Raw genomic sequence first — 17,957 nt, 5'->3', positions numbered from 1 at the left:
ACAACGCATGCTCATCACATCGCAGCACTCGCAACGTCCAACCCTTGAAGGAGAACGACCATGAACGCGCTGCGCACCCTGACCGCCGCTGTGACCATCGTCCTTTCCTTGACGGCTCCGTCGCATGCTTTCGATCTGTTCGGGATTGTTGAGGACGGGGATCAGCCGAGTCAAACACGGGCGGCAATCTCCAGCAGCAAGACCAATCCGTTGGCCATCAGCAATGAGCCGGTCTACCAGGGCACTGCCGGCAGTTTGCTGCGCATCAGCAACGAGCCGGTCTACTTGGGATTTTCCAGCAAGCTCCCGACGACCAACAAGTAGCAACTTTTTTAAGGACCGGATGTTGTTCAAAGCGGAGCGGGCAATCTGTTTGCGCCCCCGGGCAGCGCTGCGGTGGCGCAGGACGCCCTTGCCGGCGGGCTGCCAGCGCACGACGCAGAGCAACGCCCCGCGGCAGAAAGGAAGAAGGCCCGGGAATCGCCCACGGCCGGCCTATTCGAACGACGCGACAGGGTCGCAGACAGCAGACCCAGGCTAGGGCGGCCAGTTGCAACTGGCCGCCCCTTGGAGTTTCCGATGAAGCGCTCCACCAAGGCGGGCGGGGCGCTGGCCGTGCTGCAACCGGCCGCCCTTGGCGTTATACGTCAGACTCGGGCCGGCCGGGCTTGGCCCCTGCCCGGGCCGGCAACCGGGTGTTAGCCCTGCTGCGGCGACACCCCCAGGCCGCACTGCGGGCACACCGGGCCAGCCCCGCCGGCAACCGCAACCACCGTCTTGCCGCAACGCGGACAGGTGACGGTATCGCTGAGGGCCGCCGGCATGGCCGACGCCTGCTGCGGTCCGCCGACGTGTTCCAGGTCGGCGCGGCCGCCCTGGCCCGGGCCAGTGGCCTGATCTGGAGCAGTGGTCTGTCCCAGTCCGTTGCCCAGGCCTCGTCCACGGCCCCCGCCGCGTCCCTGGCCCCGCCCGGTGCCCTGCCCCAGACACTGGCCTTGGCCCATTCCCGTTCCGTTTTGCTGGCCCTGGCCCATTCCCTGGCCCCTTCCTGTCCCGTTTTGCTGGCCCTGGCCCGTTCCCTGGCCCTGGCCGCTACGGCCGCAAGTGCCTCGTCCTGGCATGGTATGCTCCTTGAGCGCCTGGTTTGCCGCAACTGTCTGCGTCGGCGCGTTACTGGTTTCATTTTCCGATTGTGCTGCCGCTGGTTCATCGCCGGCCAATTGGTATGCGCCGCCGGCTATGCGCAGGGCCAGGCCGCCTACCAGCGCCCGGGCCACCGTGGCCCGGGCCTCGGCCAACACCCGGCCGAAGGTATGGCGCGACACGCCCATGCCAACAGCGGCCGCATCGCTGGTCAGCCCTTCCAGATCGGCCAGCCGCAGGGCTTCCAACCCCTCCACGGCCAGGACCACTTCCCCAAGGTCGCACCGGACTATGCCTTGCGGCTTGAAGTACACAGCGGCCGGGGCGGCCGTCACGCGGCGGCACAGACGTCGTCTGGGCATATCGGCTCCTTTTTAGTGCTCATATGAGCAAAATAGGCAGCCCTGGGCCGGTGTCAAGGCGACACGACTATATTATGCGCATTTGAGCGAAATAGTACCTGTTGCGACGCAATGCCAAAGGCCGGCTGCGAGGCGCGCTAACGACGGGACTACGGCTCCCCTGGCCGGGCGGGGAGTGGCTTTGCGCCGGCAAGGGCGTGTCACGAACTGGGCGCGCCATCGAAAAAAGGGCGGCCCGCCCTGCGAACCGCCCCTGCCGTCTCCTGCTCTACCGGCTGCTCACCTGCCTGCCGGCCGCGCCGCAGGCACCACGGCTACAGCTTGGAGCGCAGCACCATGTCGGTGATGGGGCCGCGCGAGCGCTCGCCCTTAAGCACAATGTGGGCGTAGTTGCTAAAGCCCTTAAACTTGCGCACGATCCAGTTGAGGCCATTGTTGGCTTCGTTGAGATACGGGTTGTCCACCTGCGACGTGTCGCCAAGGACCACGCATTTAACGCCCTCGCCCATGCGCGTGAGCAAGGCGCGCACTTCCGAGCGGGCCAGATTCTGGGCCTCGTCAATGACCACAAAGGCGTTTTCGATGTTCATGCCGCGAACAAAAGCCAGGGGCAGAATCTCGAACTTTTTGGGATTGACCCGCAGCATCTCGTCGTTGGGATTTAAAAACACCTTGTTGGCCGCCCGGCAGCGGTGCAGTTTGACCAACAACTCAAACACATATTTGACGTAGGGTTCCATCTTTTCCGAAACGTCGCCCGGCAGATAGCCCATCTTGGCCCCGATCTCGATGGTGGGTTTGAGCACAAAAATCTTTTCAAACTGCTTTTTCTCCTGCACCGCAAACAAGGCTGCGGCCAGGGCCAGGAAGGTCTTGCCGTAGCCGGCCTCGCTCTGGATGGAAACCAGATCGATATGCGGGGCCATGATCAGCTCCAGGGCCAGATTCTGATAGACCGTGCGCGGCCGCACGTTCCACACGTCGCAGGTATGGGCGATAACCCGCTCGCCGTCGGGCGCGTGCAGCACCGGCTTGCCCTCGCGCCAGGTGAAACAGTTGGGGACGATGTCCTCCCCCTCCTCCACAAAGCCGGTGTAGCGCTGGGACTCGGATTCAAAGGGTTTGGAATCGCGCAGTTCCTCGCTTTTGAGGCCCCGCAGCTCGGCTTGCAGCTTTAGGATGCGGTCGTTGGTGACCAGGATCGGGTCTTCGATGGACGATGCCTGGATTTCGTCCAGGATGTGGTTGTCAACGATGTCGGTGAAAGCCGAATGGCTCTTGTCGTTTTGGATAAAGTGGATGGCGTCGCGGTGTTCGCTTAAAACACCAATGACGTTGGCCACGATATGGCGCAGCTTGGGTGTTTTTTTAAGCCCCTCAAGCTCCATGAGCACATGGTAGGGGATGTGGATGGCGTTTTCCACGCCGTTTCGCAGTTTGAGCACGCACTGCGGATTCTCGATCAGGACGTTGGTGTCCAGGACGTAGTTTTTGCGTCCCGAAACGTTGCCGTCGTCGGTCATGCCGCTCCTCCCTGGTTTGCCGCCAGGCCCGCTGCCGCTGCCCCGCCCCCCGGCGAGACATCGGGCCGGTCCCGGTCAGCCGTGTGCTGCTGCGTCCGGCCGGGTGGCCGGATGCATCATGCAGAAAGCGGCGAGGCGCTCATCACGCCACGCCGCTCCTTTCGCCTGCCTGACCGCCAAAGTGTTCTTTGGCGTCGTGAACAGCCGGCCTGTCCAAACGGGACAGGCCATGCAAAAAGCGGCGGGACGCTCATCGCGCCACGCCGCTTTTTCCGCTCTTCCAACCGCCGAAGCCATCCCCGGACGGTTGCGCAAACTCTTGTGTAAAATGGCTTCGCCCCCTGCATCCTGCGTTGCGATTGCCTAATTCGCCGGAGGTTGTCCCGACCTAACGACGCTGCTTTTGCAGCTTGGCCCGGTAGATGATCGCGCCCAGGTTCATGCCGAGGACCAGGACAATCAGCACCAGGGCCGTGCCGTATTGGAGCGGCCGGGTCTTGTCGATGTCGGTGCCGGCCGTGGCCAGGACGTAGATGTGATACGGCAGGGCCATGACCGAATCGGTCAGGGAGGTCGGCAGGTTCGGGGTGAAAAAGACCGAGGCCGTAAACATGATGGCCGCCGTTTCGCCGGCCACCCGCGACAGGCCGAGGATGGCCCCGGTGAGCATGCCGGGCAGCGCCGCCGGCAGCACCACCAGCCGGATGGTCTGCCATTTGGTGGCTCCCAGGCCCAGCGAGGCTTCGCGGTAGGTCTGGGGCACGGATTTAAGCGCCTCCTCGGCCGTGCCGATGATGACGGGCAGGACCAGGATGGACAGCGTCAGGATACCGGAAAGCAGGCTGACGCCCAGGCCGAAAAAGGTGACGAAAAAGGCCAGGCCAAACAGGCCGAAGACCACCGACGGAACGCCGGCCAGGTTGTTGATGCCCAGGCGAATCAGCCGCAAGGTGCGGCCCGGCCGGGCGTACTCGTTTAAATACACGGCCGAGGCCACGCCCAGGGGAAAGGCCACGCACATGGTGCCAAGGCTTAAGCACAGGGTGCCGACGATACACGGCAGGATGCCGCCGGCGGTCATGGAATCGCGCGGCATTTCCGTTAAAAACGACCAGGAGATGGCCGGCAGGCCCTTTATGAGCAAAAAGCCGCAGATAAGGACCAGCGCGGCCATATTGATGCCCGAGGCCAGACCGAACACACCCCACATGAGCTTTTGGGTGCGATGACGCCGGGTCAACCCGACTTCGAAGAGGGCGCTGTGATTCATGACAAGGCTCCTTGCCGGAGGCTACAGCGTGGCCGCGCCGACCTGCTTGTGCTTTTCGGCAACATGGCTGGCGACGAGGTTAAAGACCAGGGTAAAGAGAAAAAGTACGATGCCGATGGCAAAAAGCGCCCGGTAGTGGTCGCCCCGAAAGGAGGCCTCGGCCATTTCCGCTGCGATGCTCGACGGCATGGGCCGCACCGGCGAAAAAATGGAGTTGGGAATCATGGCCGCGCCGCCGGCCACCATAAGCACGACCATGGTCTCGCCGATGGCCCGGGACATGCCGAGCATGACGGCGGTGGAGATGCCCGAGAGCGAGGCCGGCAGCACCACTTTGGCGATAGTCTCGAAATGGGTGGCCCCCAGGGCCAGGGAAGCTTCCTTGAGCTCGCGGGGCACGGAATAGATGGCGTCTTCCGACACCGAACAGATGGTGGGCACGGACATAAACGCCAACATGATGGCGGCGTTGAACAGATTGAGCCCGGTGGCCAGATCAAATGTTTCCTGAAGAAACGGGGCCATCACCACCATGCCGAAAAAGCCGATGACCACCGAAGGCAGCGCAGCCAGGAGCTCCACCACGGGCTTGAAAATGTCGCGGGTTCTCCGGCTGGCGATCTCGGCCAGATAGATGGCGGTCATAACGCCCAGCGGAATGGCAATGGCCGAGGACAGGGCGGTCACGGCCAGGGAGGCCACAATCAGCGGCAGTATCCCGAATTCCGGCGGCTCAGAGGTGGGATACCAGAAGGAGCCGAAGAGGAAATCGGAAACCGAGACGAGGCCGAATATCGGCAGGCCCTCGATAAAAAGGTAGACCATGATCAGCGCCAGAATCACGATGGAACTGAGCGCCGTGAGGAAAAAGAAGTTGCGGACCAAGGTGTCCTGGGACTTGCGCGAAAGGGCCATGGCGTCTCCCCGGGGATTCGCCCCGGTCCGTTTGTCGCGAACCGGGGCGCAAGCGATGCTTGGATGTGCGGCGGGTTGCCTAGTTCAGCGGCACGAAGCCGGCTTCCTTGACCAGTTTCTGGCCTTCGGCACCGAGCAGGAAATCGACCAGGCCCTTGACCGCGCCGGCCGGAGCGCCGTTGGTGTAGAGGTAGAGGTCGCGGGAGATGGGGAACTTCTTGGACTTGGCGTTTTCAGCCGTGGCTTCGATGCCGTCAACCTTGAGCGCCTTGGTGGAGGCGTCGAGGTAGCCGATGCCCACGTAACCCATGGCGTTCTTGTTCTTGCTGACCGCCTGGACCACGGCGCCGCTGGAAGCCTGCATAAGCGCGCCCGGGAAGACGCGTTCCTTTTTCATGACCAGACCTTCCCAGGTCTCGTAGGTGCCCGACGAGGTGTCGCGGGAGATGACCACCACCGGACCGTCGCCGCCGAGATCCTTCCAGGTGGTGATCTTGCCCATGTAGAGGTCTTTGAGCTGGGCCAGGGTGATTTCGCTCAGCTTGTTGGCCGGGTTGACCACAGGCACGATGGCGTCGATGGCGCACACGATCTGGTTGGCGGCCACGTTCTTGGTCTTGGCCAGATCAATTTCTTTCTGCTCCATGGCGCGCGAGGCCATGGCGATGTCGGTGGCACCATCGATCAGCGCCTTGATGCCGTTGCCCGAACCACCGCCGGACACGGAAATCTTCACATCCGGGTGGGCCTTCATGTAGGCCTCGACGACCTTTTGCATGATGGGCAGCACGGTGGTGGAACCATCAACTTTGATGGTGGTGTCGGCCAGGGCGGTCGAAGCCATAAGTAAAAACGCAGCAACGATACCAATAAGCTTTTTCATCCGAATCCTCCGTAAATAAGGTGGTCGCGCCGCGTATGGCGCGAAATGCCCGACGTCACGGCCAGGAAGGTAGAAAGGCTCGGTTACGGTTTGGTGACGCGGCCAGGGAAAACGCGTGACGCCGCCGCGCGCCCGACGCACGGGCCATTTTCCCTATATCCCGGCCGGAGGTTTGTTACAATGCGTCATACGACAATCCCGACCACCGCCCGCTGCCTTGACCCCGTCCGCCGGCCGGTCTATCCAGGAAGCTGAGGCGGCGGTTTACGACCGTGCGCGTCAAAATTCGTCGTCGGAGCCGCCATGACCCCACCGTTTATCCTGTCGCCATCGCTTCTTTCCGCCGACTTCGGCCGGCTGGCCGACGAAGTGGCCGCCCTTGAGGCCGCAGGCCTGCAGTGGGTCCATCTCGATGTCATGGACGGCCTGTTCGTGCCCAACATCACCTTCGGGCCGCCGATTATCGCGGCCCTGCGCCGGCGCAGCAAACTCTATTTCGATACCCATCTCATGATCGAACGGCCCGAGCGCTATGTCGCCGCCTTTTGCGAGGCCGGAGCCAACCTCGTCTGCGTCCACGCCGAAGCCACCGTCCACCTGGAGCGCACCGTGGCCGAAATCGCCCGCCTGGGCGCGGCCCCGGCCGTGGCGCTCAATCCGGCCACGCCCCTTTGCGCCGTCAAATACCTCCTGCCCCAACTGGATATGGTGCTTGTCATGACCGTCAACCCGGGGTTTGGCGGCCAGTCGTTTATTCCCTTTTGCCTGGACAAGGTCCGGGATCTGGCCGCACTGCGCCGCAGCCAGGGACTGTCCTTTCGCATCCAGGTCGATGGCGGCGTCACCCCGGACAACACGGCCGCCCTGTTGGAAGCCGGGGCCGATGTGCTGGTTTCCGGCTCCGCCTTTTTCGGACATCCTCCCTATAAAGATCGCCTGGATGTTTTTCATGCGGCCGCAAACCGCCCGACCTAAGCGCCCCGGCCGGTTGGCGCCGCGCCGCCGGCAACCGCTGCCGGTTGCCGGACTGGCTGCGTGCGTCGCGGCCTCGGCCGACTGCGAATGCCGGCTGACCCGCCTGACCTCCATTATCGCCGCCCTGGACCAGGCCATCGCCTTTGTCACGCCGTCCGGGGTCATTGCGGAAATAAACGACCGCTACCTGGCCTGGCTTGGCCGGTCGCGCCAGGACGTGCTTGGCGAAAACCTGGCCGTCCTTGACCTGGAGACCGAAGACTATCAGGCCCAGGCCTTCCTGGACCTCTTTCGCCGGGGCGTCGCCCATGCCCCGGTCTCCTTTGCCAGCCACATTGCCGGCCGCGAGGTCACGGTCAAACTCCAGCCCGTCATCGAAGCCGCCGTCTTCACCGGACTGATCGTCTCCTTGATCGACGTCACCACCCTGGTCGAAGCGCGCCTTGGCGTCGAGCGGGAAAAAAGCTTTCTCGAACAGGTCATCACCATCGCCGGTGCCGCCATCTGCATCGTCAACCGCGACGACGTGGTGGTCACCATCAACGACGAATTCACTGCCATCACCGGCTATAGCCGCGATCAGGCCCTGGGCCGGCAACGCGCCGAACTCCTGCGCGAATCGCCGCCTTCCCCCTGCCCGGCCCAGACCACCGACGCCACCGTGCAAAAGCGCCAGTCGAGCATCCTCACCCGCACCGGCCACCGGCTCACCATTTTAAAAAACGCCGCCCCCCTGCGCGATGCCAACGGCCGCGCCAGCGGCGGCATCGAATCCTTCGTGGACGTCTCCGATCTCATCCGGGCCCAGCACGAGGCCGAAGAATCCAGCCGCATGAAATCGGTCTTTCTGGCCAACATGAGCCACGAAATCCGCACCCCCTTAAATGCCATCATGGGCCTGTCCCAACTGCTCCTGACCGCAGGGCTGCCCCCGGAACACCGCGAATACGTCGAAACCATGCGCTCGGCCGGCGAGGGGCTGCTCGTCATCTTAAACGACATCCTCGATTTTTCCCGCATCGAGATCGGCCGTCTGGAAATCCGGCCCGCGCCGCTGGACATCGACCGCCTCCTTGAGGAAGTGCGCCGGGTCATGGCCCAGTCGGCCAGCGACCGGGGCCTCACCCTGACCATCGAACGCGATCCGACCCTGCCGCGCGTGCTGGTCTGCGACCCGGTGCGCCTCAAACAAATCCTGCTCAACCTGCTGTCCAACGCCATCAAATTCACCCTTTCCGGCCGGGTGGCGCTGTCCGTGACCCGCGCGGCCCCGCTCCCCGGGCTGCACGGCGGCGAAGACCCCCCGATATGGACCCGGTTCCAGGTCAAAGACACCGGTCCCGGCATCCCCGAATCCATGCACGAACGCATCTTCGAGCCCTTTGTCCAGACCGAAGACGCCCTGGTCCAAAACCCCGGCGGCACCGGCCTTGGCCTGTCCATCTCCAACCGGCTGACCCGGCTGCTTGGCGGCACAGGCCTGGACGTGTCCAGCCAGCCGGGCCAGGGCAGCACCTTCTTTTTCACCCTGCCCCTGACCGAGCCTGCTGCGGTTTCCACCCGCGTAGCCGCCCTGCCCCTGCCGCCGTTGGCCGATTTCGGGTGGCTTAAAATTCTGGTGGCCGAGGACAACGCGCTCAACCGTTTCCTGCTGCAAAAAATTCTCGAAAAGCTGGGTGTCGGCCGCATGGATTTTGTCGGCGATGGCAACGAGGCCGTCAGAAATGTCCTGGCCGCCGTGGCCGACGGCGCTCCCTACCACATCATTTTCATGGATCTGCGCATGCCCGGCCTCGATGGCCTCAGCGCCGCCCGCACCCTGCGCCAGGCCGGCATCGACACCCCCATCGTGGCCCTGACCGCCCAGGCCGCCGAGGATGACGCCCTGCGCTGCCGCCAGGCCGGCATGTCTGCCTATTTCTCCAAACCCTACCGTATAAACGACCTGGAGGCCGTGCTGACCGAGTTCGCCTCCGGCAAAACGCCCCGGAAAACATCATGACGCACGACGCCAGACAGCGTGCCCTGTTTTTTCTCTTGGGCGACCACCGGCTCACCCCGGCCGAAGCCGCAGAAGCCCTGACCGTGGCGAGCACCGTTCTTGACAAAGGCCTCGCCCGACTCTTGGAGGCCGCCGACACGGCCAATGCCCCCCTGTGCGCCGAAACCGCCCACAGCCTCAAAGGCAACCTGCTCAACCTGGGCCTGCCTGAACTGGCCCAAACCGCCCAATACGCCACCGACACGGCCCGTCAAGGCCGCCTCGACGACGTTCGGGCCGCCGGCCAGACCCTGGCCCTGGCCCTCAGTCCCCTGCTGCCCCGGCACTAGGCAGCGCCCGGCGACCATGCTAGTGTCGCGTTCGGCAATTGCTGCTCTGGCTTTCCCATTATCAACACACTGAATTTATTATATATAGTCACAAAAAACATACTTGTTTTTTGTGAACGCCACACGAGGACCACCCTCATGAACACCCCCGTAGCCGCCGCCATCGCCGGTCCCATTTACGTTGCCGGGCACCGGGGCCTTGTCGGTGCCGCCATTGTCGCGGCCCTGGCCAGCCAGGGCCGCGACGTGGTCACCCGCACCCATGCCCAGCTCGACCTCACCAATCAGGCGGCCGTGCGCGATTTCTTCCAGACAACCCGCCCAGCGGCCGTGATCCTGGCCGCCGCCAAAGTCGGCGGCATCCACGCCAACAGCACCTATCCGGCGGATTTTATCCGGGACAATCTGCTGATTCAGACCAACGTCATCGACGCCGCCCACAAGGCCGGCGTGGCCAAACTCGTCTTCCTGGGCTCCTCCTGCATCTATCCCAAATTCGCCCCCCAACCCATGCAGGAAAAAGACCTCCTCACCGGTCCCCTGGAAGAAACCAACCAGTGGTATGCCATCGCCAAAATCGCCGGCATCAAAATGTGCCAGGCCTACCGCCGCCAATACGGTTTTTCGGCCATAAGCCTTATGCCCACCAATCTCTACGGCCCCGGCGACAACTTCACCCCGTTAAACTCCCACGTCATCCCCGGGCTCATGCGCCGCTTCCACGAGGCGCGCCTTAACGGCGACGCGGCCGTCACGGTCTGGGGCACCGGCCAAGCCCTTCGCGAATTCCTCCACGTGGCGGACATGGCCCGGGCGAGCCTGACCTGCCTTGACCGCTACGACGACGAGGAAATCATCAATATCGGCTCCGGCGAGGAAATCACCATCGCCGATCTGGCCGCTTTAATGGCCAAAATCACCGGTTTTACCGGGGAAATCATCTTCGACCCGACCAAGCCCGACGGCACGCCCCGAAAGGCCCTCGACGTCAGCCGCCTCAAAGCCCTGGGCTGGAGCCCCGCGTTCTCCCTGGAAGACGGCCTGGACCAGACCTACCGGTGGTTTTTGGAGCATAGCGACTCCGCCCGTCTGGCCTAGCGTCTGGCCTGGCGTCTGGCCCGGCGTCTGGCCCGGCGGTTGCCTAACAACCCGAATCGGGGCTAGGTTTGCACCATGAACAGCATCACCAAACGTCTCCTCTGGACAGCGGTCATTGTTGCGGCGTCCTGTGTTTGCCCCGTCCCGACCCTGGCGGCCGGGCCGGGGACGGCCCAGGCAACGGATGCCGGCTGGCAGCCGCTGATTACCCGGCTGGCCGGGGAAGGACTGGACCGGGGTTGGCTGGAGCGGATTTTTTCCGGTCCGGGTCTGGCCTATGACCCGGCGATTATGGCGCGCAAGGTGGACGCCATGGTGCGCAAACAGTTCGAGCCCAAGCCGCCACCGACCAAAAAAACGCTGGAAAGCAGCAATTACAAGCAGTTCCTCACACCCGCGTCGATTGAAAGCGGCGTGCGCTACATCCGGGAGAACCGGGCGGCCTTTGATCGGGCCCAGCGGGAGTTCGGCCCGCCGCCGGAGCTTGTGGCCGCGTTTGTGATGGTGGAGACGAAGCTGGGGACGTATCTGGGCGACCGGGATGCGCTTGGCGTCCTGGCCAGTCTGGCCCGGTCCTCGGGACTGGGGCTTATTGAGCCGTACATGAAGACGCTGCGCGGTGACGCCGACCGGGCCGCCTATGCCGACGGGGCCGCCCGCGACCGTTCCGAGTGGGCCTATCGGGAACTGGCGGCGCTGTTGCGCTATGCCGCCACCAACAAGCAATCCCCCAGCAGCCTGCCCTGCTCCATATACGGTGCCATCGGCATCTGCCAGTTCATGCCCTCAAACGCCCTGCGCTTCGGGGTGGACGGCGACAACGACGGCGTGCTGGATCTTTTCACGCCCGCCGACGCCATCGTCAGCGTGGCCAGCTATCTGCGCGGCCATGGCTGGAAGCCGGGCATGACCCCGGCCGAGCGGGACAAGGTGATCTACGCCTACAACCACAGCGATCTCTACGTGCTGGCCGTGGCCACGGTGGCGGACCGCATCCGGGCGCGGCTGGGCGGTTAGCGCGGCGGCGTTCCAGGGCATGCCGGCCTGGAGACAGGCGCAAAGGCCTTTTGGCCAAGCGCCTGTTGCCTCACTGCTGCGGCCCTGTTGACGACTCGCCCCGGGTTGACCGGAACGGGGCTTACGGATTGGGGATTTTGAAAAACAGCGGATTGGGTCCGGTCCTGGCCGACAGGAAGCTGCCCTCGAAGTAGCCCTCGTTAAAGCCGTCGCGAAAGCCGGCGGAGTAGGCCCCGGTGGAAGCCAGGCGGGAGCGGGAAGAGCCGGAACCCAGGCGGCCCTTGGCCCGGGTGAGCATATCCCGTCGCTGGGCTTCGAGGGAGGCAATGCGTTCCCAGACGACGTCGCGACGGTTGGTCGGGCCTGCGTCAGCCTCCTTGGGCTTGGGGCTGCCCAGGAAGATATAGGTCACGATGCCTATAATGATGATGAGCACCAGGATGTATTTCACGCCGCGCCGCCGTTGGGGTCAAGGCGGCGGGCAGGAGCGCCGGCCAGACCTTTTTCCCCTTTTACGACTCATCGGCGACGGACAGGGCGGTCTTTAGCCCGGCCGGGGCAGGCGGGTGCAATCAGGAACGGGTGGCGGCGATGCCGTGTTTTTTTAACAGGGCGTAGAGCCGTGAGCGCGACAGGCCCGAAACGCCGAGCATACGTCCGATATCGCCGCCGTGGCGGGCGACGATGGCCCGCAGGTACTGGGCTTCGCGGGTGTCGTTATATTCCCGAAAGCCCGGCAGCGTCGCCGCAGACAGCAGCCCGTTGCCAGCAACGGGCTCGGCCTCCCCGGGCTCGCCCAAACGGCCCACGACCCGATTGCGGGCGGCCATGACCCGGATATGCAGGGGCAGATGCACCGGGAGCAGGGCTTCGTCGATGGCGGCCAGGGCCAAAGCCCCTTCCATGGTGTTTTTGAGTTCCCGCACATTGCCGGGCCAGGGATAGGCCAGAAGCGCCCGGGACAACTCTTCGGAAAGGGGGCGCGGCGGCACCCCCTGGCGTCTGGCGGCTGCGTCGGCAAAATAGGCGGCAAAATCGAGGATGTCGTCGGGATGCCCGGCCAGGGGGGGCAGTTCGATGCCCACGCCCTGGAGGCGAAAGAGCAGATCTTCCCGAAACAGGCCGTCGCGAGCCATGGCTTCCAGATCCTGGTTGGTGGCGGCCACCAGCCGGAAATGGCACGGCGTCTCTTCCAGCCCGCCCACAGGACGCACCCGGCGCTCCTGGAGCACCCGCAAAAAGGCCTTTTGCACCGACAGCGGCATCTCGGCCACTTCATCCAAAAAAAGCGTTCCGTCGTGGGCGCGCAGGAGCAAACCTTCGCGTTTGCGGTCCGCGCCGGTATAGACGCCTTTTTCCGAGCCAAACAGCACGCTTTCCACAATGGAGGCCGGCAGGGCGGCGCAGTCCACCACCACAAAGGCCCCCTCCCGGCGGGGGCTGCTGTCGTGGATGGCCCGGGCGAACAGCTCCTTGCCCGTGCCGGTGGCCCCGGTGAGCAGCACGTTGACATCGCTGGCGGCGGCCTTGGCCGCTTGTTCGACGCATTGGGCGCGGCGGGGATTGCCGCCGAGGATGCCGGGGAAGCGAAAGGCGGCCGCAGCCTGTTCGTTGGCCCGCCCCCGGCGACGGTGCTCCATGGCGCTTTGCAACGGCGCGGTCATGGTTTTGACCGTGGGCGGTTTCTCGATGTAGTCCCAGGCCCCTTGCCGCATGGCCCGTTCGGCACCGTCCGGGTCGCCCCAGCCGGTGATGACGATGACTTCCGGGCCGCACGGGGAGCGGCGGATGTCGCTTATGGCGTCCAGGCCGTTGCCGTCGGGCATGCGCACGTCAAGAAAGACCACGTCCACGTCGGCGCTGGCAGCCTGCCCCAGACCCTCGGCCAGGGTTGCCGCCTGGGTCGGGGCATGTCCCAGGCGCACAACCACCCGGGCCAGGGCGTCGCGGATTTGCGGATCGTCGTCGATGATGAGCACAGTGCCCACGTGAATTCCTCCGGAGCGCGCGGTTGGCGCTTGCAGCGCCTCACTGGGATGACCACCGCGCCCCGGCCTGTCAAGGGCCGGCCGGGCGGCAGGGACGAAGACGCCGGCCGTCTTCGCCCCTGCGTTGCCGCTGCCGGACAGGCTGCGGTCGGCTATTTGACGAGGACGCCGGGCTTACGCGGCCAGCCTTGCAAGCCGAACTTATTGTCCGGGATCACATTGTTGACATCCAGGGCCCGGGCTTTTTCCAGATTGGCTCTGGCGCAGGCGTCGTCGCCCAGGCGCATGCAGGCCACGCCCAGATTGTAATAGGCAAAGCTCAGGTAGTCCACGCACAACGGCGTGGCAATGGCCTGGCGCAGGATGGCGGCTCCTTCGGCGTTTTTGCCGGCCAGCAGCAGATCGGTGCCCTTGGTGAAAAGCATAACGCCTTCCTTGCTCGAGCAGCGCCACCAGACCTTGCCGCCCTTGCCTGTCTTGCCGGCCTTGGCCATGTGGGCGCGACGGCCGCCCATGGCAGTGTATTCGGCCTTGTCGATCTTGCTGTCCTTATTAACGTCCACCTCGCCGAAGAGCTCCAGGGTCAGACCAGAGTTAAACACCACAATTTCATCGAAAACGATGACGCCGTCTCGGTTCTTGTCCACGCTGTCAAAAGGGGGTTTCTTCCAGGCCTGGGCCGGTGCGGCCAGGACCAACGCCGTGAGCACCACGATCAGAGTCAACAGGGCGCGCTTCATGGGGTTCCTCCTTGGGCGACGGGTTTGGGTGACGTTGTATTTCCGTAACACAGGGTCGAACCGTTTGGCAGGGGTCGACGGCGGCTCGCGCAAAAAAAAAGCGGGCCGAAGCCCGCTTTCAAAATGTCGCAGCCCGCGCGCCGGTCAGTTGGCGCTGCTGGCCTGCTGCGGGGCCAGACCGGCCACGGTTTCAGGTCGGGTCAGCTTGTCGCCCGGCTGGACCACGTAGTTTTCAATGAGCGCCTGCCACAGCTTGTAGCCGTCGGGACGCAGATGGACGCCGTCGGTGGTCAGGCTTTCGTTGAGCGCTCCGTTGACGGCAAAATGGCTGAACAGGTCAATATAGATGCAGTTGCTCAGCTCGGCGCACAAGGCTTTGAGGCCGGCGTTGAGTTCCATGATCTTGTCGTTGGACAGATCCGGCCTGTTGACCACAGGCAGCACGCTCTGCACGAAAATCAGGGTCTTGGGCGTTCCCTTGTTGATACGCAATAAAATCTCGCGGTAACGGGCCAAAATGGCCTGATTGGGGCTGTACAGCTCGTTTATGCCTTCCAGGATAAAGACCTTCTCGGGCTTAAGGCTCACCACCGGGCCGAGTCCCTTGAGAATCTTGGCCGTGGTGTTGCTCACCGCCGCCTTATTGAGCACGTCCTTAAACATCCCCATCTGCTTCCAGCCGGCCGTCTGGCTGCCGCCCAGAAAAACCGTTTTGGCCAGCGCATCGGGTGCGCTGCCCAAAACCAACGCCGCCAATACGACACCCATCCGAAACCAAGCCGCCATCATCTCGTTCCTCCCCTTACGCATCGAGCCATCCCTTGTTCCCTTGCCCAACGGGGCAGCTGGTAGCATGTCCGGGCTTGGTTGAAAAGTGCCCCAAAGCCCCAATCCCGCGCTTTCATGAGGCAATTGTTTCGCGCCGGGCCAGATTGGAATTGACAATGGATTTCGTCCTGAAACACAGTACCCGAGCAATCCATTTTGTAACATGGTCAACCCAAGCTGTCCCGCCCTCCTCCCTGGAAAGGCCGGCCACCGGGAACAGGCAAAAAATTGCACGCTCTCATGACCTCGCCCGCCACGCCGCGCAGCCTCCTGGAAGAAGCCCTGGCCCAGCGATCCCGCTGCCATTTGACGTTGCCCAAAATTATCGGGGGGCTTAAGGAACTCGACTGCGACATTGTAGAGGCTTCGGATCGCGGGCTGTTGCTGGAATGTCTCGACAAGGCGGCACCGGGACCGCACTGGACCGGGTTGCCGGTCACGGGGTTTTTCCGGGTCATGCAGCGCCGTGAAGCCCTGCTGGAAGAGCAATTTTACACTTTCGAGACCCGTATCCAGACGGGGACGGCCGGTTCAGGCGGCCTGCTGCGGGTGCGTCTGAACGAACCGGCGACCCTGGTTTTCGGACAGCGCCGCAAAAGCCTGCGCCTGGAGCCTGAACTCGACCGGCTGCGCTCGGTCTTTTTATGGCGCTACGACCGCGAGACAGGGTTTAACCGGGACACACCGGCCCTGCGCTCTTCGGATTTCCAAAACGGCCTCGTCCGGCTGGTCAACCTGTCGGCCGGCGGGCTGTGCCTGTCCCTGCGCGCCGCCCTGGCCCGGGAGCGCGCCCTGCCGACCACCCGGGGCGACCGGCTCGTTTTGCACCTCGAACTGCGCGAACCACGGGCCAGCACGGCCACGGACTTCCTGCTTGTCGCCAAGGTCAGCCACTTCGCCCTGGACCGGGTGAGCCAAAACCTGTCGCTGGGCCTGGAATTTCTGGCCGAGGGCGTCATTGACCCCAAGACCGGCAAAATGCGCTGGCTGCCCGTGGCCAACAACGCCATCGCGCGACTGGTCGACATCCTCTACCTCTGGCACCTCGACCGCCACCGCGAGCGGCTGGCCTGAGGCCAAGCCGGGCCGGCCGGCTTCCGACGCAGACCGGACAGGGCGCTCGCCGCGCCCGCCCGCTGACGCGCCGCGACGAAACCGCGCGACCCAAACGACGCACATCCGCCACCCCGCCGCGATCATTCCTCCCCACTCCAAGCGCATAGCTAGAGCCGATGTCATCATCTGCCACCCCACGCCGCCTGCTGGAAGAGGCCCTCGCCCAGCGTTCCCGCTGCCATCTGAAACTGCCCCAGCCAATCGTGGGCCTTAAGGAAATTGACTGCGCCATCCTGGAGGCTTCCACCCGCGGGCTGTTGCTGGAAAGCATCGGCAAGGCGGCGGCCGGTCCGCACTGGGTGGGCCAGCCGGTGAAGGGTTATTTTCAGGTGGTGCTGCGCCGCAAAAGCCTGGAAGAAATTTTTTACACCTTCGACAGCCATATTCTGGCGGCGGCGAGCAGTCCGGCCGGTCTGGCCCGCTTGCGCCTGGCGGAACCCGAGGCCCTGGTTTTCGGCCAGCGGCGCAAGAGCCTGCGGCTGGAGCCTGACCTGGGCCGGTTGGCCGCAGCGTTTTTCTGGCGCTACGACCGCAAGGCCGGGTTTTGCCTCGACACACCGGCTCTGCGTTCCGGGGATTTTCACAACGGCGCGGCCCGGCTGGCCAACGTGTCGGCCGGCGGACTCTGCCTGACACTCGGTGGGCCCCTGGCTCAGGAACGCGGCCTGGCTGCGGTGCGGGGCGACCGATTGGTGGTGCGCCTGGAACTGCGCGAGCCGCGCGCCGCCGGCGGCGGGGAATTCTGGATGGTGGCCAAGGTCAGCCACGCGGCCATGGATCGGGTCAACCACGACCTGACCCTGGGCCTGGAATTTCTGGCTCTGGGCACCCTGGACCCCAAGGCCGGCAAGATCCGCTGGAAGCCGGTGGAAAGCCACGTTATCCCGGAACTCGCGGATATCCTCTACCTGTGGCACCTCGACCGCCACCGCGAACGCCAGACCTGACCCCCGTTGCCCGGGCAGCGGCCAACCGGGCTTGCCCGGCAAAACCCTTGGCCTCACGAATTGCGCTTTCACCCCAAACTGACAGGCTGGACGTACGCGTGCCCCTACAGGCCGGGCCGGTCGGCCTGTAGGCGAGGATCGTCCAGGGACAGGCCGCTGGCGGTCAGCACCCACAGACCGGCCAGGGTCACGGGGATGGAGTGCAGCAGGTGCAGGGCCAGCTCCACGGCAAAGGCCCGCTCCCGGTCCACGCCAAACCAGCCCAGGGCCAACACCTGCCACAGCCTGGATACATCGACACCCCACAAAGCGTAGCCCAGACACGCGGCGGCCAGCCCGAAACGGGCGGCCAGGGACAGGACGTGGTGCCTCGGGGAGATTCCTCAAAAAAAAAGGCCCTGGAATGGGGTTCCATGGCCTTTTCCGGTGTGGCAATCAATCCGGGTTATTTCTTGGGCAGGGAAGCGTAGTAGGCGGCCAGATCGGCCATATCCTGGTCGGATTGCTTTTTCATGATGGAGATCATGGCCTTATTCTCGCCCTTGCCTTCTTTATAAGCCTGCATTTTGGCGGTCAAAGCTGCGGCGTCCACGCCGTCGAGATCGCCCTTGCTTTTGTGGCAGGCGCAGCCTTTGGCCAGTTCGCCGCCTTTGGCCGGATCACCGGCGGCCAGTGCCAGGGCGGCCAGTCCGAAGACCAAAAGAAAAAGAAATATACCGATGCGTTTCATGGATTCCCCCTTTCAAACAATGGGATCAATCGCGGCCCACAGCGGGCAAAGCCAGGGAAAACCATACACCGGCATAGAAATAATGCAATGC

At 64.0% G+C, this 17,957-nt stretch carries 20 protein-coding genes; 9 read left to right on the top strand and 11 right to left on the bottom strand.

Going from position 1 to position 17,957, the window contains the following annotated elements; all coding sequences use genetic code 11:
* The first annotated feature begins 60 nt into the window (after positions 1–60).
* Both GTA51_RS15290 and GTA51_RS21290 read left to right on the top strand, forming a co-directional pair.
* Positions 61–324, top strand: coding sequence for a hypothetical protein (locus GTA51_RS15290; RefSeq protein WP_160962563.1), 264 nt, complete (start codon positions 61–63; stop codon positions 322–324).
* Positions 325–579: 255 nt separating this feature from the next.
* Positions 580–702 carry a hypothetical protein gene (locus GTA51_RS21290; protein WP_281353981.1) on the top strand — a complete coding sequence of 41 codons (123 nt, stop codon included), beginning with the start codon at positions 580–582 and terminating at the stop codon, positions 700–702.
* Here GTA51_RS21290 and GTA51_RS15285 read toward each other — a convergent pair.
* From GTA51_RS15285 to GTA51_RS15265, 5 genes are all read right to left on the bottom strand, one after another.
* Positions 699–1,505, bottom strand: a complete 807-nt coding sequence (locus GTA51_RS15285; RefSeq protein WP_160962561.1) for a DUF134 domain-containing protein — start codon at positions 1,503–1,505, stop codon at positions 699–701. The two genes, GTA51_RS21290 and GTA51_RS15285, sit on opposite strands and share 4 nt — an antisense overlap.
* 314 nt (positions 1,506–1,819) lie before the next feature.
* The gene (locus GTA51_RS15280) at positions 1,820–3,028 is read right to left on the bottom strand and encodes a PhoH family protein (protein ID WP_160962559.1); all 1,209 of its coding nucleotides are present in this window, start codon (positions 3,026–3,028) and stop codon (positions 1,820–1,822) included.
* A gap of 388 nt (positions 3,029–3,416) precedes the next feature.
* The gene (pstA, locus tag GTA51_RS15275) at positions 3,417–4,298 is read right to left on the bottom strand and encodes a phosphate ABC transporter permease PstA (protein ID WP_160962557.1); all 882 of its coding nucleotides are present in this window, start codon (positions 4,296–4,298) and stop codon (positions 3,417–3,419) included.
* A gap of 21 nt (positions 4,299–4,319) precedes the next feature.
* Entirely contained in the window at positions 4,320–5,213 is an 894-nt protein-coding gene (gene pstC, locus GTA51_RS15270) for a phosphate ABC transporter permease subunit PstC (RefSeq protein ID WP_160962555.1), read from the bottom strand.
* A 79-nt stretch (positions 5,214–5,292) separates the two neighbouring features.
* The gene (locus GTA51_RS15265; protein WP_160962553.1) at positions 5,293–6,096 is read right to left on the bottom strand and encodes a PstS family phosphate ABC transporter substrate-binding protein; all 804 of its coding nucleotides are present in this window, start codon (positions 6,094–6,096) and stop codon (positions 5,293–5,295) included.
* Positions 6,097–6,399: 303 nt separating this feature from the next.
* On the opposite strand from GTA51_RS15265, the gene rpe reads away from it, so the two are divergent.
* From rpe to GTA51_RS15240, 5 genes are all read left to right on the top strand, one after another.
* Positions 6,400–7,071 (top strand): ribulose-phosphate 3-epimerase, encoded by a 672-nt coding sequence (gene rpe, locus GTA51_RS15260; RefSeq protein WP_160962551.1) that lies wholly within the window; start codon positions 6,400–6,402, stop codon positions 7,069–7,071.
* Entirely contained in the window at positions 7,046–9,073 is a 2,028-nt protein-coding gene (locus tag GTA51_RS15255) for a PAS domain-containing hybrid sensor histidine kinase/response regulator (RefSeq protein ID WP_246198169.1), read from the top strand. Before rpe ends, GTA51_RS15255 begins: the two co-directional genes overlap by 26 nt.
* Positions 9,070–9,402 (top strand): Hpt domain-containing protein, encoded by a 333-nt coding sequence (locus GTA51_RS15250; RefSeq protein ID WP_160962547.1) that lies wholly within the window; start codon positions 9,070–9,072, stop codon positions 9,400–9,402. The genes GTA51_RS15255 and GTA51_RS15250 overlap by 4 nt, the downstream gene beginning before the upstream one ends.
* A 138-nt stretch (positions 9,403–9,540) precedes the next feature.
* On the top strand, positions 9,541–10,500 hold the full coding sequence (locus tag GTA51_RS15245; RefSeq protein WP_160962545.1) for a GDP-L-fucose synthase family protein: 960 nt from the start codon (positions 9,541–9,543) through the stop codon (positions 10,498–10,500).
* Positions 10,501–10,575: 75 nt separating this feature from the next.
* A complete protein-coding gene (locus GTA51_RS15240) occupies positions 10,576–11,517 on the top strand; it encodes a lytic murein transglycosylase (RefSeq protein ID WP_160962543.1) in 942 nt (313 codons plus the stop codon).
* A gap of 121 nt (positions 11,518–11,638) precedes the next feature.
* On the opposite strand, the gene GTA51_RS15235 is transcribed toward GTA51_RS15240, so the two are convergent.
* From GTA51_RS15235 to GTA51_RS15220, 4 genes are all read right to left on the bottom strand, one after another.
* The gene (locus tag GTA51_RS15235) at positions 11,639–11,968 is read right to left on the bottom strand and encodes a hypothetical protein (RefSeq protein ID WP_160962541.1); all 330 of its coding nucleotides are present in this window, start codon (positions 11,966–11,968) and stop codon (positions 11,639–11,641) included.
* A 121-nt stretch (positions 11,969–12,089) separates the two neighbouring features.
* The gene (locus GTA51_RS15230; RefSeq protein WP_160962539.1) at positions 12,090–13,505 is read right to left on the bottom strand and encodes a sigma 54-interacting transcriptional regulator; all 1,416 of its coding nucleotides are present in this window, start codon (positions 13,503–13,505) and stop codon (positions 12,090–12,092) included.
* A gap of 152 nt (positions 13,506–13,657) precedes the next feature.
* A complete protein-coding gene (locus GTA51_RS15225) occupies positions 13,658–14,245 on the bottom strand; it encodes an EF-hand domain-containing protein (RefSeq protein WP_160962538.1) in 588 nt (195 codons plus the stop codon).
* 144 nt (positions 14,246–14,389) lie between these two features.
* Positions 14,390–15,055, bottom strand: coding sequence for a GDSL-type esterase/lipase family protein (locus tag GTA51_RS15220; RefSeq protein WP_246198168.1), 666 nt, complete (start codon positions 15,053–15,055; stop codon positions 14,390–14,392).
* Positions 15,056–15,301: 246 nt separating this feature from the next.
* On the opposite strand from GTA51_RS15220, the gene GTA51_RS15215 reads away from it, so the two are divergent.
* Positions 15,302–16,147, top strand: a complete 846-nt coding sequence (locus GTA51_RS15215; RefSeq protein WP_246198167.1) for a PilZ domain-containing protein — start codon at positions 15,302–15,304, stop codon at positions 16,145–16,147.
* A gap of 158 nt (positions 16,148–16,305) precedes the next feature.
* Complete coding sequence (locus tag GTA51_RS15210) at positions 16,306–17,136, top strand: PilZ domain-containing protein (protein ID WP_160962536.1); 831 nt, start codon at positions 16,306–16,308, stop codon at positions 17,134–17,136.
* Between the two features lie 104 nt (positions 17,137–17,240).
* Here GTA51_RS15210 and GTA51_RS15205 read toward each other — a convergent pair whose 3' ends face one another.
* Both GTA51_RS15205 and GTA51_RS15200 read right to left on the bottom strand, forming a co-directional pair.
* Positions 17,241–17,444 carry a hypothetical protein gene (locus GTA51_RS15205; RefSeq protein WP_246198166.1) on the bottom strand — a complete coding sequence of 68 codons (204 nt, stop codon included), beginning with the start codon at positions 17,442–17,444 and terminating at the stop codon, positions 17,241–17,243.
* A 137-nt stretch (positions 17,445–17,581) separates the two neighbouring features.
* Complete coding sequence (locus GTA51_RS15200) at positions 17,582–17,866, bottom strand: c-type cytochrome (protein WP_160962534.1); 285 nt, start codon at positions 17,864–17,866, stop codon at positions 17,582–17,584.
* Positions 17,867–17,957 lie beyond the last annotated feature (91 nt).

This window comes from Solidesulfovibrio aerotolerans (assembly GCF_009856865.1).
GTDB classification, from domain to species: Bacteria; Desulfobacterota; Desulfovibrionia; order Desulfovibrionales; family Desulfovibrionaceae; genus Solidesulfovibrio; species Solidesulfovibrio aerotolerans.
Note: the sequence above shows the minus strand (reverse complement) of the source record. Positions and strands in the feature narration are given on the sequence as shown.